Source organism: Loktanella fryxellensis (assembly GCF_900110065.1).
In the GTDB taxonomy this organism is placed as follows: Bacteria; Pseudomonadota; Alphaproteobacteria; order Rhodobacterales; family Rhodobacteraceae; genus Loktanella; species Loktanella fryxellensis.
In genome coordinates, this window is record NZ_FOCI01000002.1 from 149,840 (window position 1) to 165,315 (window position 15,476).

13 protein-coding genes and 1 tRNA gene are annotated in these 15,476 nt (G+C 66.1%); 11 read left to right on the forward strand and 3 right to left on the reverse strand.

What is annotated here, in order from left to right; translation table 11 throughout:
• Window positions 1–119: 119 nt before the first annotated feature.
• The 9 genes from BMX16_RS03110 to BMX16_RS03150 all read left to right on the forward strand — a co-directional run bounded on the left by BMX16_RS03110 (window position 120) and on the right by BMX16_RS03150 (window position 10,913).
• Window positions 120–2,078, forward strand: coding sequence for an AMP-binding protein (locus tag BMX16_RS03110; RefSeq protein WP_089898607.1), 1,959 nt, complete (start codon window positions 120–122; stop codon window positions 2,076–2,078).
• A 64-nt stretch (window positions 2,079–2,142) separates the two neighbouring features.
• The gene (locus tag BMX16_RS03115; protein ID WP_089898609.1) at window positions 2,143–2,961 is read left to right on the forward strand and encodes an ABC transporter ATP-binding protein; all 819 of its coding nucleotides are present in this window, start codon (window positions 2,143–2,145) and stop codon (window positions 2,959–2,961) included.
• A 23-nt stretch (window positions 2,962–2,984) separates the two neighbouring features.
• Entirely contained in the window at window positions 2,985–3,980 is a 996-nt protein-coding gene (locus BMX16_RS03120) for a branched-chain amino acid ABC transporter permease (protein ID WP_089898610.1), read from the forward strand.
• Between the two features lie 89 nt (window positions 3,981–4,069).
• The gene (locus BMX16_RS03125; RefSeq protein ID WP_089898612.1) at window positions 4,070–5,146 is read left to right on the forward strand and encodes a branched-chain amino acid ABC transporter permease; all 1,077 of its coding nucleotides are present in this window, start codon (window positions 4,070–4,072) and stop codon (window positions 5,144–5,146) included.
• Window positions 5,147–5,233: 87 nt separating this feature from the next.
• Complete coding sequence (locus BMX16_RS03130; RefSeq protein WP_089898613.1) at window positions 5,234–6,517, forward strand: ABC transporter substrate-binding protein; 1,284 nt, start codon at window positions 5,234–5,236, stop codon at window positions 6,515–6,517.
• A gap of 74 nt (window positions 6,518–6,591) precedes the next feature.
• Window positions 6,592–7,413: an ABC transporter ATP-binding protein gene (locus BMX16_RS03135; RefSeq protein ID WP_089898615.1), complete on the forward strand. Its 822-nt coding sequence runs from the start codon at window positions 6,592–6,594 to the stop codon at window positions 7,411–7,413.
• Window positions 7,414–7,520: 107 nt separating this feature from the next.
• The gene (locus BMX16_RS03140; RefSeq protein ID WP_143057987.1) at window positions 7,521–7,919 is read left to right on the forward strand and encodes a hypothetical protein; all 399 of its coding nucleotides are present in this window, start codon (window positions 7,521–7,523) and stop codon (window positions 7,917–7,919) included.
• Between the two features lie 111 nt (window positions 7,920–8,030).
• Window positions 8,031–9,227: a phenylacetate--CoA ligase family protein gene (locus BMX16_RS03145; RefSeq protein ID WP_089898618.1), complete on the forward strand. Its 1,197-nt coding sequence runs from the start codon at window positions 8,031–8,033 to the stop codon at window positions 9,225–9,227.
• An 18-nt stretch (window positions 9,228–9,245) separates the two neighbouring features.
• Entirely contained in the window at window positions 9,246–10,913 is a 1,668-nt protein-coding gene (locus BMX16_RS03150) for a peptidoglycan-binding domain-containing protein (protein ID WP_089898620.1), read from the forward strand.
• A gap of 60 nt (window positions 10,914–10,973) precedes the next feature.
• Here the strand turns inward: BMX16_RS03150 and BMX16_RS03155 are convergent, their stop codons facing one another.
• The 3 genes from BMX16_RS03155 to BMX16_RS03165 form a co-directional block, all read right to left on the reverse strand.
• Window positions 10,974–12,233 (reverse strand): DVUA0089 family protein, encoded by a 1,260-nt coding sequence (locus tag BMX16_RS03155; RefSeq protein WP_089898622.1) that lies wholly within the window; start codon window positions 12,231–12,233, stop codon window positions 10,974–10,976.
• Window positions 12,234–12,352: 119 nt separating this feature from the next.
• On the reverse strand, window positions 12,353–12,478 hold the full coding sequence (gene ykgO, locus BMX16_RS03160) for a type B 50S ribosomal protein L36 (RefSeq protein WP_072857948.1): 126 nt from the start codon (window positions 12,476–12,478) through the stop codon (window positions 12,353–12,355).
• An 82-nt stretch (window positions 12,479–12,560) separates the two neighbouring features.
• Window positions 12,561–12,635: transfer RNA gene (locus BMX16_RS03165), tRNA-Val, on the reverse strand.
• Between the two features lie 154 nt (window positions 12,636–12,789).
• On the opposite strand from BMX16_RS03165, the gene BMX16_RS03170 reads away from it, so the two are divergent.
• Complete coding sequence (locus BMX16_RS03170) at window positions 12,790–13,644, forward strand: N-formylglutamate amidohydrolase (protein ID WP_089898624.1); 855 nt, start codon at window positions 12,790–12,792, stop codon at window positions 13,642–13,644.
• An 18-nt stretch (window positions 13,645–13,662) separates the two neighbouring features.
• The gene (locus BMX16_RS03175) at window positions 13,663–15,456 is read left to right on the forward strand and encodes an SLC13 family permease (RefSeq protein WP_089898626.1); all 1,794 of its coding nucleotides are present in this window, start codon (window positions 13,663–13,665) and stop codon (window positions 15,454–15,456) included.
• Window positions 15,457–15,476 lie beyond the last annotated feature (20 nt).

Consider the following 15,476-nt stretch of genomic DNA (forward strand, 5'->3'; position numbering starts at 1 on the left):
TAAAAATATTTGACGCAAGCGGTCCAGTCGTTCCACACTCGACCCAAGCGAACGCGCGAGGAGGCGTGGTCGTGGCGGGTCCGGCCGGTCCGGTCCCGTGGTGCGTAGGGGGGGTCTGCATGTCATCAGCTGCGCCGGGCGCCGCGCCCGTCAGTGTTCCACATCTGCTGGCCCATAACGTGGCCCGTCATGGCAGCAAGGCGGCCTACCGCGAAAAGGAATTCGGGATCTGGCAAAGCTGGACCTGGGCGCAGGCGGCAGAGCAGATCGACGCCCTGGCACTTGGCCTGCTGGAAATGGGGGCTGCCCCCGGCGATCACATCGCCATTTCGGGACGCAATCGTCCCGCCCTGTACTGGGCGATGGTAGCGGCGCAGAAGCTGGGGTGTGTCCCGGTGCCCCTGTACCAAGAAGCTGCGGTCGAAGAGATCGCCTATGCGCTGGAACACAGCGGGGCGCGGTTCGCCATCGCCGGCGATCAGGAACAGGTCGACAAGCTGACTGAGGCGCGAGCCAGCCTGCCGGGGTTGGAGCGGATCATCTACCTCGACGGGCGCGGGTTGCGCCGTTACGACCATGCGACGCTGACGTCCTATGCCGACGTGCAGGCGATGGGCCGCGCGTCCGGCCGGCGGGCCGAGATGCAGGCCCGCACCGATGCGCGCACCTATGACGACACCTGTGTGATGCTCTACACCTCTGGCACCACGGGGCGGCCCAAGGGCGTGGTGCTGTCGAACCGCAACGTGATCGAGACATCGAAGAACTCTGCCATCTTCGACAGTCTGCGCGCGGGCGACGAGGTGCTGGCCTACCTCCCGATGGCGTGGGTGGGGGATTTCATCTTTTCCGTGGGGCAGGCGATGTGGACGGGGTTCTGCGTGAACTGCCCCGAAAGCCCCGACACCATGCTGACCGACCTGAGGGAGATCGGGCCCACCTATTTCTTTGCCCCGCCCCGCGTGTTCGAGGGGCAGTTGACCACTGTGATGATCCGGATGGAGGATGCGGGACGGGTCAAGAAATGGCTCTTCGATCACTACATGGCCGTCGCCCGCCGGGTCGGGCCCGCGCTGCTGGACGGGCGGCCCGTGGGCCTGCTGGACCGGCTGCGCTACCGGATCGGCGACCTGCTGGTCTATGGCCCGCTGAAGAATACGCTGGGCCTGTCGCGCGTGCGCGTCGGCTACACGGCGGGCGAGGCGATCGGGCCGGAGATCTTCGATTTCTACCGCAGCCTCGGGATCAACCTGAAACAGCTTTACGGTCAGACCGAGGCGACGGTGTTCATCACGCAGCAGCCCGACGGGCAGGTCCGGTCCGACACGGTGGGCGTGCCGTCGCCGGGGGTGGAATTGCGGATCGCAGAGAATGGCGAGGTGTTCTACCGCTCTGCCGGGACCTTCGTCGAATACTACAAGAACCCCGACAGCACCGCATCGACCAAGGACGCGGACGGCTGGGTGGCGACGGGCGACGCCGGTTTCATCGAGGAAGGGTCGGGCCATCTGCGGATCATCGACCGGGCCAAGGACGTGGGCCGCATGGCTGACGGCGCGATGTTCGCGCCCAAGTATGTCGAGAACAAGCTGAAGTTCTATCCCGACATCCTCGAGGCGGTGGTGTTCGGCGCAGGCCGGGCGTCCTGTGTCGCGTTCATCAACATCGACCTGACGGCGGTCGGCAACTGGGCCGAGCGCAACAACATCGCCTATTCCAGCTATCAGGAACTGTCGCAGCACCCCCGCGTGCTGGATCTGGTGGCGGGGCACGTGAATGCGGTCAATGCCAGCGTGGCGACCGACCCGATGCTGGCGGGCTGCCAGATCCACCGCTTCCTCGTGCTGCACAAGGAGCTCGACGCCGACGACGGAGAGATGACGCGGTCGCGCAAGGTCCGCCGCGCCGTGGTGGGCGACAAGTTCGCCGACCTGATCGCCGCCCTCTACGGCGGTGCGGATCAGGTCTATACCGAGACGGAAGTGACCTATGAGGATGGCCGCAAGGGCGCGATCAAGGCCACATTGGCGATCCGCGACGCGGTGGTCGTGACGCCTGCGCGGATGGCTGCGGAATGACGGGCGTGCCGCCCATCAGCCTTCGGCGAGAGTTTTTTCGGTCGGATGAACGGGGGGACCGCGCATGAAGGATCAGGTGGAACCTCATGTCACGGCGGATGGCCGCAGGATCGGCGGCGTGCTTATGGACCTGCGCGGGATCACGCTGCGGTTCGGCGGGGTCGAGGCGATCAAGAACATCAGCTTCGACATCCGAGAAGGCGAGATCCGTGCGATCATCGGCCCGAACGGGGCTGGCAAGTCGTCGATGCTGAATGTGATTTCCGGCTTCTACCACCCGCAGGACGGCGAGGTCTGGTTCCGCGGCGCGAAGCGGCCGGCGATGAAGCCCTTTCAGGTGGCGCGGCTGGGGATCGCGCGGACGTTCCAGAACATCGCGCTTTTCGACGGCATGAGCGTGCTGGACAACATCATGACGGGCCGCCTGACCCACATGAAGACGGGTCTGCTGTCGCAGATGGTCTGGGCCGGACCCGCTGCGCGCGAAGAGGCCGAGAACCGCGCCGTGGTGGAACGCATCATCGACTTTCTGGAAATTCAGGCGATCCGCAAGACGCCGGTGGGGCGGTTGCCCTACGGGTTGAAGAAGCGGGTGGAACTGGCGCGCGCGCTGGCGGCGGAACCGAAGCTGCTGCTGCTGGACGAGCCGATGGCGGGCATGAACGTCGAGGAGAAGGAGGACATGAGCCGCTTCATCCTTGATGTGAACGACGAATTCGGGACGACCATCGCGCTGATCGAGCATGACATGGGCGTGGTGATGGACCTGTCCGACCGGGTGGTGGTGATGGATTACGGCCGCAAGATCGGCGACGGCACACCCGCCGAGATCCGCGCCAACCAAGAGGTGATCGACGCCTATCTGGGGGTCGCCCATGACTGAGCGCAACGCGACGGGAGGCCACCATGTCCGCTGATTTCCTCTACATGATCGAGGTGGTCATCAACGGGCTGATGGCGGGGGTGCTCTATGCGCTCGTCGCCCTCGGGTTCGTGCTGATCTACAAGGCCAGCGGCATCTTCAACTATGCCCAGGGGGTCATGGCGCTGTTCGGGGCGCTGACGCTGGTGGGGATCATGGAGGGGCAGGTGCCCTTCGCCCATATCATCAACGCGACCTTCGGGACCGACCTGCACCAATTCGGCTGGACCGTGCCAGCGCTGCTCGCGATCTTGCTGACCGTCGGGGTGATGATCCTGTTGGCGTGGATGGTGCACACCTTCGTCTTTCGGCATCTGGTGGGGCAGGAGCCGATCATCCTGTTCATGGCGACCATCGGTCTGGCCTATTTCCTGGAAGGGATCGGCGACCTGATGTGGGGGTCCGACATCAAGACCCTGGACGTGGGCATCCCGCAGGGCGGGTCGCTGTGGGTGGAAAACCTGTCGTCGGGTCTGGGCGGCGAGGATTTCTACGGCTTCTTCATCGACAAGCTGGACATCACCGCCAGCGTCGTGGCGATCCTGCTGGTGGCGGGGCTGATCGCCTTTGCGCAATACACCAAGCAGGGCCGCGCCATGCGCGCCGTGGCGGACGACCATCAGGCGGCGCTGTCGGTCGGCATCTCCTTGAACTTCATCTGGGTACTGGTGTGGTCGCTGGCGGGCATGGTGGCGCTGGTCGCGGGCATCATGTGGGGGGCGAAGTCCGGCGTGCAATTCTCGCTGTCGCTGATCGCGCTGAAGGCGCTGCCGGTGCTGATGCTGGGCGGCTTCACATCCATCCCCGGTGCCATCGTCGGCGGGCTGATCATCGGCGTGGGCGAAAAGCTGTTCGAATACACCATCGGCCCGATGATCGGCGGTGCGACCGAAAACTGGTTCGCCTATGTGCTGGCGCTGCTGTTTCTGGTGTTCCGCCCGCAGGGGCTGTTCGGCGAGAGGATCATCGAGCGTGTGTGACCTGTCGTGCGCCCGCATGAGGCTGCGCCTCATGACGCCCGCCCGCCCGGCCACGCGGGGCTTGTCCAACATCATGAAGGGGACGCACCATGCTCTATCGTGAGGCGGGCGATTTCAAGACGACCTATGCGGCGGACAGCCAGACCTTTCCGATCCGGTCGGATCGCTGGCGCTATTTCGCGGTGCTGGCCATCGCGTGGGGCGTGATCCCTTTCGTCATCGACGACTACTGGGCAAATGCGATCCTCGTGCCGTTCCTGATCTACAGCATCGCGGCGATCGGGCTGAATATCCTGACGGGCTATTGCGGGCAGGTCAGCCTTGGCACCGGCGGGTTCATGGCCGTGGGGGCCTACAGCGTCTACAAGCTGATGACGATGTTCCCCGAGGTCAGCATCGTCGTGCATGTGATCCTGGCCGGCGGGATCACCGCGCTGGTCGGCACGGCGTTCGGCCTTCCGTCCTTGCGGATCAAGGGGTTCTATCTGGCGGTGGCGACGCTGGCGGCGCAGTTCTTCCTCGTGTGGCTCTTCAACAAGGTGGGGTGGTTCTACAACTACTCCGCCTCCGGCCAGATTTCGGCGCCGGAGCGGTTCGTGGCGGGGGTCGCCGTGACCGGGGCCAACACGGCCCCTTGGGCGCAGTATCTGATCTGCCTCGCTTTCGTCACGGTCTGCGCCATCGTGGCGCGCAACCTGACGCGGGGCAGCGTGGGGCGCAAATGGATGGCGATCCGCGATATGGACATCGCCGCAGAGATCATCGGCGTGAACCCCCTGACGGCGAAACTGTCGGCCTTCGCGGTCAGCAGCTTCTTCATCGGGATATCGGGGGCGCTGTTCTTTGCAGTCTATCTCGGCGCGGTCGAAGTCGGCGAGGCGTTCGGCATCCAGAAGTCTTTCCTTGTGCTGTTCATGTGCATCATCGGCGGACTTGGCAGCATCTTCGGCAGTTTCGCGGGGGCCGCGTTCCTGGTGCTGTTGCCTGTGGCGCTGAAGGTGCTGGGCGTCGATCTGCTGGGCTGGCCCAGTTCGACGGTGGCGCATCTGCAATTGGTCGCCGTGGGTGCGCTGATCATGTTCTTTCTGATCAAGGAACCACACGGTCTGGCGCAACTGTGGCGCGTGACCAAGGAAAAGCTGCGCCTGTGGCCGTTCCCCTACTGAATACCCGCGGCGCGAGGAGGCGCCGCGGGGCACACGACGGGGCGGCACGCCCCGGTTCACGGTTCAATCTTTGGGAGGAGAGTTGAGATGACGATGAAGACCCTTGCCACCGCAGCCTTGGCGGGCCTGCTGGCCAGCGGGCCTGCGCTGGCGGAACTGGTGATCCCCGATCTGAGCTATCGCACGGGGCCCTACGGGGCCAACGGCACGCCGTTTTCGGACGGCTATCAGGATTACTTCGCCCTGCTGAACGCCCGCGACGGCGGCATCGGCGGCGAGACGATCCGCATCAACGAATGCGAGACGGCCTACAACACTGAAAAGGGCGTCGAGTGCTACGAGGCGACCAAGGGCGATGCGCCGCTGGTCTATCAGCCGCTGTCCACCGGCATCACCTATCAGTTGATCCCCAAGGTTGCGGCGGACCAGATCCCGATGCACACGCTGGGGTATGGCCGCACGTCCGCTGCAGCGGGCGAGACGTTCCCCTGGGTGTTCAACTATCCTGCGACCTACTGGGACGCAGCATCCGTCGCGGTGAACTATCTGCTGAGCGAGAACGGCGACGATCTGTCCGGCAAGACCATCGCGCTGATCTACCACAACTCGGCCTACGGCAAGGAGCCGATCCGCACGCTGGAGGAGCTGTCCGAGAAGCACGGGTTCACGCTGACGCAGCTGCCCGTCGATCCGCCGGGGCAGGAGCAGAAATCCCAGTGGCTGCAAATCCGCCGGGACCGTCCCGACTATGTCATCATGTGGGGCTGGGGCGTGCAGAACCAGGTCGCCATTCAGGAGGCGGCGAACGTCGGCTATCCGATGGACCAGTTCATCGGCAACTGGTGGGCGGGTGCCGAGCCTGACGTGATGGCCGCAGGCATGGCCGCCGACGGTTACAAGTCGCTGAACATGAACCGCATCCAGAACTATCCGGTGCTGGACGAGATTCGCGCGCAGGTCATCGACGCAGGCAACGGCGCGGGCGACGGGTCCAACGTGGGCACGGTGCTGTACATTCGTGGCATGTACACCGCCATGCTGGCCGCCGAGGCCATCGCCAAGGCGCAGGAACTGGCCGGCAGCCCGCAGATCACCGCCGCGCAGATGCGCGACGGGATGGAGGCGCTGGAGATCACCAACGCCCGCATGGCCGAACTGGGCATGGAAGGGATCGGGCCGGAGTTCACCGTGAGCTGCGAGAACCACTCCGGGTCCGGCGAGGGTCTGGTGCAGCAGTGGAATGCGGCCGAGCAGGTCTGGGTGCCGCTGACCGACTTCATCGCGCCCGACAAGAGCGTCATCGATCCGCTGATCGCCGAGGATGCGGCGGCCTATGCGGCCGAGAACGGCATCACGCCGGGCTGCCTGTAAGGCGCGTCGGGTGGCCCCATGGGGCCACCCGATTTTTTCGAGTATTTATGAAAAAGCGAGGGCAGGGCCGCATCATGCTGGACGAGGCACAGACCGAGACCTTGCTGGAGGTCAGCAACATCGAGGTGATCTACAACCACGTGATCCTCGTGCTGAAGGGGGTCAGCCTGAAGGTGCCCAAAGGCGGCATCACCGCCCTGCTGGGCGGCAACGGCGCCGGCAAGACCACCACGCTGAAGGCGATTTCCAACCTGCTGCATTCCGAGCGGGGTGCCGTGACCAAGGGCAGCATCATCTATCGCGGCGAGCGGGTGCAGGAGCTGTCGCCGGAAGCGCTGGTCAGGCGCGGCGTCATTCAGGTGATGGAGGGGCGGCATTGCTTCGAGCATCTGACCATCGAGGAGAACCTGATGACCGGCGCCTATACCCGCAGCGCCGGCAAAGCTGCGGTCGCGGCGGATCTGGAGATGGTCTATACCTATTTCCCGCGTCTGCGCGAGCGGCGGAAATCGCAGGCGGGCTATACCTCGGGTGGTGAGCAGCAGATGTGTGCCATCGGGCGGGCGCTGATGAGCAAGCCCGAGACGATCCTGCTGGACGAGCCGTCGATGGGTCTGGCCCCGCAGCTGGTCGAGGAGATCTTTGGCATCGTCAAGGATCTGAACGAGCGCGAGGGTGTCAGTTTCCTGCTGGCCGAACAGAACACCAACGTCGCCCTGCGGTTCGCCCACCACGGCTACATCCTTGAAAGCGGGCGCGTGGTGATGGAGGGGCCCGCCGCCGAATTGCGCGAGAACCCGGACGTGAAGGAATTCTACCTTGGCGTGTCGGACGCGGGCCGTAAGTCGTTCCGTGACGTGCGCAGTTACCGCAGGCGCAAACGCTGGCTGGCCTGACAGCCGGACGTGCGACATTGTGTCGCGCATATGACCCGGCCCACCCGTTCGCGGCGTTCATCCCCAGGCGCAGGCATCGTGCGGCGCATCTTACGGGAGTGATACCAATGACCCTTCGAATGACGGCCCTGTGCGGCACGTTTGCGATCCTCGCCGCCAGCCCTGTGCTGGCACAAGACACGACGACCGGGTTGGAAACCGGCGCGGGCAACCCGATGCTGTCCTGCACGCAGTTCCTTGATCTGGAGGAGGATGCACGGTTCGACGCGCTGGCGACCCTGCTGACCGTCGGATCGTCCGAGCTTCCGCCAGCGGACGCGGGCATGGACAGCGGCGACGTGGGCAGCATGACGTCCTCTGACGCCGCGGCCGCGGCGGATGGCGCGGCGACGGCACGCGACAATGCCGACACCGGGGCCGACAATGCCGGCGTGGCGGGCGATGTGTCGGAGGACATGGTGCGGCTGGTCACGAACATCTGCAACAATTCGATTGAGCCGTCCTGAGAACGTCGCCGTGCGACCGCCGCTATTGGATAGCGGGCGGTCGCACCCCTAGCTTGTGCCCATCCGGGGCGGCACAGTGCCGCCATGTGCCCGGATGCAAGGATGACCGCCATGACCACCCGATACGACGATCTGGAGAGACGCGCTGCCGCGACGCGCGTTGCGGCGCAGCTTGCGGCCCTTCAATCACAGGTCGCGCAGGTGGGCGGTTCCGACGGCGTGTCGACTGTGGGCGGGCCTATCGCGCGGTGGTCCGACCTGAGCCGTCTGCCGGTTCTGCGCAAGGCCGACCTTGCTGCACGGCAAAAGGCGGACCCGCCATTCGGTGGCATTCCTGTCGCCAACATCAGCCATATCTTCCAGTCGCCCGGCCCGATCTATGAACCCGGTGGCAGCGGCCACGACTGGTGGCGGTTCGGTCGGTTCCTGCATGCCTGCGGCATCGGTGCGGGCGACGTGGTGCAGAATTGCTTTGGCTATCACCTGACGCCTGCAGGCACGATGTTCGAAAACGGCGCCCGCGCCGTGGGGGCCGTCGTTCTGCCCGCCGGTACCGGTCAGACCGAATTGCAGGTGCAGGCCGCCGCAGCGGCCGGCGTCACGGCCTATGCGGGCACGCCGGATTACCTGAAGGTGATCCTTCAGAAGGCGGACGAGATGGGTGTCGCTCTGAAGATCACCAAGGCCGCCGTGTCGGGCGGCGCGCTGTTCCCGCAACTTCGCCAGTATTACGCCGATCGTGGCATCGCGTGTCTGCAATGCTATGCCACCGCTGATCTGGGCCTCATCGCGTATGAAAGTGCGCCAGACAGCGGGTTGATCGTGGACGAGGGCGTGATCGTCGAGATCTGCACACCGGGCACGGGCGATCCCGTGGCGGAGGGTGAGGTGGGCGAGATCGTCGTCACCACGCTGAACCCCGATTATCCGTTGGTCCGCTTCGCCACGGGCGATCTGAGCGCGGTCCTGCCGGGACAGTCGCCCTGCGGACGCACCAACATGCGGATCAAGGGCTGGATGGGGCGCGCCGACCAGACCACCAAGATCAAGGGCATGTTCGTGCGCCCCGAACAGGTCGCGGCCCTCGTGGCGCGGACCGGGGCGGATCGGATCCGTATCGTGGCGGACCGTGCCGGCGACGCCGATGTGATGACGGTGATGTGCGAGGGCACCGCCCTCGACCAAGAGGCGGTGATGACTGCCGCGAGCGAGATCCTGAAACTGCGCGGCGCGGTCATGTTCGTGGCGCCCGGCACGCTGCCGCGCGACGGCCTCGTGATCGAGGACCGGCGCACCTATGCGACCTGACGTAAGGGACAACGACCGATGAGACACCTTTTGATGACCACCGCACTGATCTGTGCGGCCACCCTGCCACGTGCCGAGGATGCGGCGCTGGTGGTGGGCGTCCCGGATTACCAGACACTGCGCACGCTGCGCGGCGTGGGTGACGTGGTCGATGCAGGCCGGACCCTGCGCGATCTGGGATTCGTGCTGCACGGCACGGCGGCGGCGCCCGACCTTCAGAGCGAGGCCAACCGCTTCGCCGAGACCGCAGCCGGGGCGGAGCGTCTGGTGGTCGTGCTGGCGGGGCGGTTCGTCACGGACGGCGCGCGCACATGGCTGATGCCCGCGGATGCCCGGACGCCTGCGCCGTTCAGCGTGGCGGATGGTGCCATTTCGGTCGAGACAGCGTTGCAGACGCTCGCTGCCGCTCCGGGGGCTGCAATCCTCGTGCTGGGGCGCGATGGGCGCGACGACGGCGATCTGGGGGCCGGATTGCGCAGCGGCATCGGGGCGCTGGACATACCCAGTGGCGTGACCGTGATCGAAGGGCCGGTCGACGCGGCGGCGACCCTGTTGCGCCGCGTGATCGCGGTGCCGGGCGGCGATGTCATCGCGGGCCTCGACGATATCGACGACCTCACCGGGGCCGGGTTCTTGCCCGCATCTCTCGTCCTCGTGGCAGCGGACACGCAGCCGGCCACCGCGACGCCGCCCGTCGTCGCGCCACCCGTGGTCGTCCCGCCCGTCGCGGTCGCCGATGCAGATTCGACGGCCTGGACCGAAGCGCGGGCTGCCGATACCGAAGCGGCCTATACCCGCTACCTTGACCGGTTTCCGCAGGGTGCGCAGGCGGACGGTGCCGTCACCCGGTTGCGTGAATTGCGCGATCCGAACCGCGCCGTGTCCGGCATCGAACAGGCGCTGAACCTGTCGCTGGAGGCGCGCCGCGCCGTGCAGCGCAATTTGCAGGTGCTGGGATATGACACGCGGGGTGTGGACGGGATCTGGGGGTCAGGCACGCGCGACGCGATCCGGCGTTGGCAGGCCGCCAACGGTGTGGCGCAGAACGGCTATGTCGATGCGTCGCAGATCGCGCTGATCGGCCAGCAGACCGCCACCCGGTCTGCGCAACTGGCTGCCGAGCAAGAGGCGCAGCGCGCCACGCAACTGCAGGCCGACCGCGCATACTGGGCCGAGATGAGCGATCTGGGCACTGCGGCGGGTCTGCAGGCCTATCTGGACCGGTATCCCGATGGCGAGAATGCCGATCGCGCGCGGGAGGCCTTGGACAGGAGCGCGCGGGTTGCGCGCCGGAACGCCGAGGAGGCGGACCGTGCGCTGTGGGACCGCGTTCAGGAGGCCAATGACGGATCGGCATACCGCGACTATCTGGCCCAGCAACCGGATGGACGGTTCCGGGCGGACGCCGAAGAGCGGCTGCGCCGTCTGGAACAGGATGCGGAGGTCGACGATGCCACCGCCGCAGCCGTGGCGCGCGAGAATGCCCTCGGACTCGATCCGATCGCGATGCGGCTGGTCGAGGCGCGCCTTGCGCAGATCGGCCTTGATCCGGGCACCATCGACGGGCGCATCACCCGCGATACGCGGCGGGCGATCAGCCGGTATCAGCGCGACAACGGGCTGACTGACACGGGCTATCTCGATCAGTCGGTCGTGTCGCGGATGCTGACGGACGCCTTCCGGTAATGGCGTCCCCGTCCGGATGACTGACCGGGCGGGGACGCTCGCACTGGTGACACGCGCAGGTTACGGGACCGGGGCGAAGCGTTCCATCACCAGCCGCACGATGCCGGCCCGGTCGCCGACCTGCTTCAGCGCAATCAGGTATGTGCCGGGCTGAGTCCGTTCGGCAATCTGCGCGTTCGTGCCCGGCGGGGTGTCGTCGTTGAACGCCACTTCGCGACCCAGATCGTCGTACATCGCCAGCCAGGGGTCGTCGTCGGTGCCGATGGCGATCGCCTCGACCAGCAGCAGGCCGGGGGTATCAAGCGTCACGCTGAACCACTTGGCCGTGCCGGTCGCCTCGACATCCTGCCGCAGCCGACCTGACAGATCGCCCAGATCGGTGATGTCCACCGACCCGTCCAGCGGCGGCGACGCCTCGCCGCGGTCATAGAGTGCAGCGAGCGCCGCCGCCGGATCATAGGCCAGAACGGCCACGTCGATCGGCAGCGTCGTGTCGCTGATCGCATCCAGACCGATGCAGTATTCGCCCGTCTCCAGCGGCATGGTCTGATCGATGCGCGAATCGAGACCGTCGAAATCGTCGTTCGCGGCAATCTCGTTCCCGTTCATGTCGCGCAGGGTCAGGACCGGGTCGGCGTTGGAATTGGTCGCCGTCAGCGACACCGCGCGCGGTTCGGTCACGCTGAACCGGGCATAGGGGGCCGCGTCCGCGCTGTCCGTATAGGTCAGGGCGTCGGTCGTGAACACGCCAAGGTCGCGGCCTGAGGCGCAGCCTGCGACGATGTCCTCTGGCGACGCATCGGACCCACCATCGTCGATCATGCCGTCGTCGGCGTCGTTCATGCCGGTGGTCAGCGCCTCCATCTCTGGGCGACCGACACGGACGAAGGCGGTCATCGGCGAATCGTCGTAGCTGCGCACGACCGCGCAATAGGTGCCGGGTTCCAGCGCCGTTTCGATGCGCGATGCCCCGTTGCCGCCCGAATCGTCGTCGCTGGCCACTTCCGCGCCGGTGCTGTCCAGCAGCGTCATCGTGGGATCGCCCGCACCGCGCCCTGCGGCTTCGATGCGCACATCCGTGGCTTCACCGATGCTGAACAGGCCGACATAGGCATTGCCGTTCAGAACCAGCGCCATCTGTTCCGCATGGGTGTCCAGTGCCGACACGTCCGACCCGTCGGCATCGCCGCCAATCCACTGACCGCCCAATGCAGCTTCGCCGCAGTCCATGTCCTGCGCAAACGACGGGGTCGCCGCCAGTCCCGACAGGGTCAGTGCGGTGGTGGCGACGAAAATGGATTTCAGACGCAAGGCTGGCATGATCGGGGAACCTTCTGTGACCGATGTGATCCAGATTAACCCGGCCAGTCGACATTACGCTACGAAAAAGGCCGCGTTCCTTGCGGAACGCGGCCCTGATCTGGAAACCAGTCCGGGTGTCAGCCCTGACGGGCCTTGAACCGGGGTTGCGTCTTGTTGATCACATAGACACGGCCCTTGCGGCGCACGACGCGGCAATCGCGGTGGCGCTGCTTGAGCGAGCGGAGGGAGTTACGCACTTTCATGTCGAAAGGCTCCTCTTGTCGCGGCGCGGCGGTTGCGCCTTGGGTTAACGATATGGGGGCCGCCTTGGGCCCCCGCGAATTCTGGTGGACGATACTGGGATCGAACCAGTGACCCCTTCGATGTCAACGAAGTGCTCTACCGCTGAGCTAATCATCCATGCCGTTTGCTGTCTGCCATCGTCCCCGGAAAGGCCGGTCGCGCGGGCAGAACCGCGTCGGGTAGGCGGTCTATAAAAGGATCACCGGGGGGGATCAAGGGCTTTTGGAGTTTAATGCAAAGGCGCTATCTATGACCGAGGACAGGAGCGTGCATGACCCATATCGCCTATGATCTCTGGCTGCCTCACGTCGTCACGACGGGTGTCGTCTTTGCCTCGCCCCACAGCGGCAGCGATTACGGGCAGGCGTTTCTGGCGCAGGCGCGGCTGGACCCCCATGCGATCCGGTCGTCCGAGGATGCGTATGTGGACCAGCTGTTCCGCACGGCCCCCGACCACGGCGCACCTTTGCTGAGCGCGCGCACGCCGCGCGCCTTCGTCGATTTCAACCGCGCCCCGGACGAGCTGGACCCCGCCCTGATCGAAGGGGCCGCGCGCCTGCCGCACAATCCGCGCGTCGCCAGCGGCCTTGGCGTCATTCCGCGCGTCGTGGCGGGCGGGCGGGCGATCTACAGTGGCAAGATATCCCTTGCACAGGCACATGGCCGCCTGACGACGCACTGGCGGCCGTGGCACGACCGGTTGCAGGCGCTGATGGACGCCGCGCGGCGGGATCATGGTCAGGCGATTCTGATCGACTGCCACTCCATGCCGCGCGAGGCGCTGTCGCAGGTCGGCGGACGGCGGCCCGACGTGGTGATCGGCGACCGCTTCGGCGCGTCCGCCAGCGCCGCCGTCGTGGCCATGATCGAAGCGGCGCTGACCGATGCCGGGTTGCGTGTGGTGCGCAACATGCCGTTCGCCGGCGCCTACGTCACGCAGGCCTATGGCCGACCTGCCCGCCGCCAACATGCCGTCCAGATCGAGATCGACCGCAGCCTCTACATGGACGAGGCGACGCTGGACAAGCGACACGATTTCGACGACCTGCAGCGGGTGCTGGATGGCGCGATCGCCACCATCGCCGCTGCTGGCCGTGCCGATGCCATGGCCCACGCCGCCGAATAAAGCTTTATCCTGGATCCTATGACCGATTTCATTTCCGCCGACATGGCCCCGCTCGTGGCCCTCGGGCTGCTCGTTGTGATGCTGGCCGCCTTCATCTGGGAAAAATACCCGCCGGAGGTGACGGCCGCCGTCGCTGCCGGTGTGTTCATCGTGCTGGGCCTGACCCCCACGGATCAGGTGCTGGGCGCGTTCTCGAACGAAGCACCGATCACCATCGCCGCGATGTTCGTGCTGTCCGGGGCGCTGGTGCGGACCGGCCTGCTGGAGGCGTTGTCGAACGGCATCGTGGGTCTGGCCGAGAAACGCCCCATGATGGCCGCCGCAGCCTTCGTCACCGCCACGGTGGTCGGGTCGGCCTTCGTGAACAACACGCCGGTGGTGCTGGTGCTGATTCCCGTCGTGATCCGGCTGGCGCAGTCGCTGGACATGGCGCCCACGCGCCTGCTTATTCCGCTGTCCTATGTGGCGATCATGGGCGGCACGCTGACGCTGATCGGCACGTCCACGAACATCCTGATTTCGGGCGTGGCGACGCAACAGGGGTTGGAGCCGTTCGGGATCTTCGAGATCGCGCCGGTCGGTGCGGTCGTCGTGGGCACGGGCCTTGTCGCCCTGCTCGTGCTGGGGCCGCTGCTGCTGCCCGCGCGCGGTGGCGACACCGATGGCGAGGATGAACGCAACACCACCTATCTGACCGAGGTGCGCGTGACGGACAAGTTCACCGGCATCGACAAGCCAGTGCCCGAGATCGGCACATTCGGCCATGCGGGCGTGCAGGTCACGGGCATCCGGCAGGGCGGCACCCTGCGCCGCGACAACCTGGCCGATCACGTGCTGAAGGTGGGCGACGAGGTGATCCTGCGCGCCACCATGTCCGAGTTGCTGACGCTCCATGCGGCGACGGGTCTGGTCGTGGGCTATCGCCGCGGTGCCGCGCCCACCGGCGTGTCCGACGGCGATCTGATGGTCGCCGAGGCGGTCGTGACCGCCGGGCGGCGCGGCGGCAGTCAGACGCTGGACCAGATGTCGCTGGGCACGCGCCACGGGATGCGTGTCCTTGGCGCGCATCGCCACGGCCACCAGATCGGCCCCGACCTGCGGACCGTGACTCTGCGCGCCGCCGATTCGCTGCTGCTGGAAGGGACGCCGAGCGCGTTCCAGCAACTGTCGAGTGCGGGCGACCTGATGACGGTCAGCCTGTCGCAGGGCCGCGCCTACCGACGGGCGCGTGCGCCACTGGCGCTGGTGTCGTTGCTGGCGGTCATCGGGCTGGCCGCCTTCAATGTGGCCCCCATCGCCGTGTTGGCTCTGGTCGCCGTCGCCTTCATCCTGCTGATGCGTTGCATCGACAGCGACGAGGCGTGGGGTGCCATCGACGCGCAGATCATCGTGCTGATCTTTGCCATGCTGATCGTGGGCATCGGTCTGCAACAAACCGGCGCGGTGCAACTGATCGTGGAAACGCTTGCACCGTTCCTCGACGGTCTGCCGCCGATCCTGCTGCTGGCGGCGCTCTATGCGGTGACCTCGATCCTGACCGAGATGGTGACGAACTCTGCCGTGGCGGTGATCCTGACGCCGATCGCGGTGGGGTTGGCGACGCAGGCGGGCTTCGACCCGCGGCCGTTCGTCGTGGCCGTGATGTTCGGGGCATCCGCCAGCTTTGCGACGCCGATCGGCTATCAGACCAACACGCTGGTCTACGGTGCCGGCGACTATCGGTTCAGCGATTTCCTCAAGATCGGGATCCCGATGAACGTGATCGTGGGGGCCGCAAGCGTCCTTGCCATCCCGCTGTTCTTTCCGTTCTAAGCTGACTTGGGGCGCGCGGC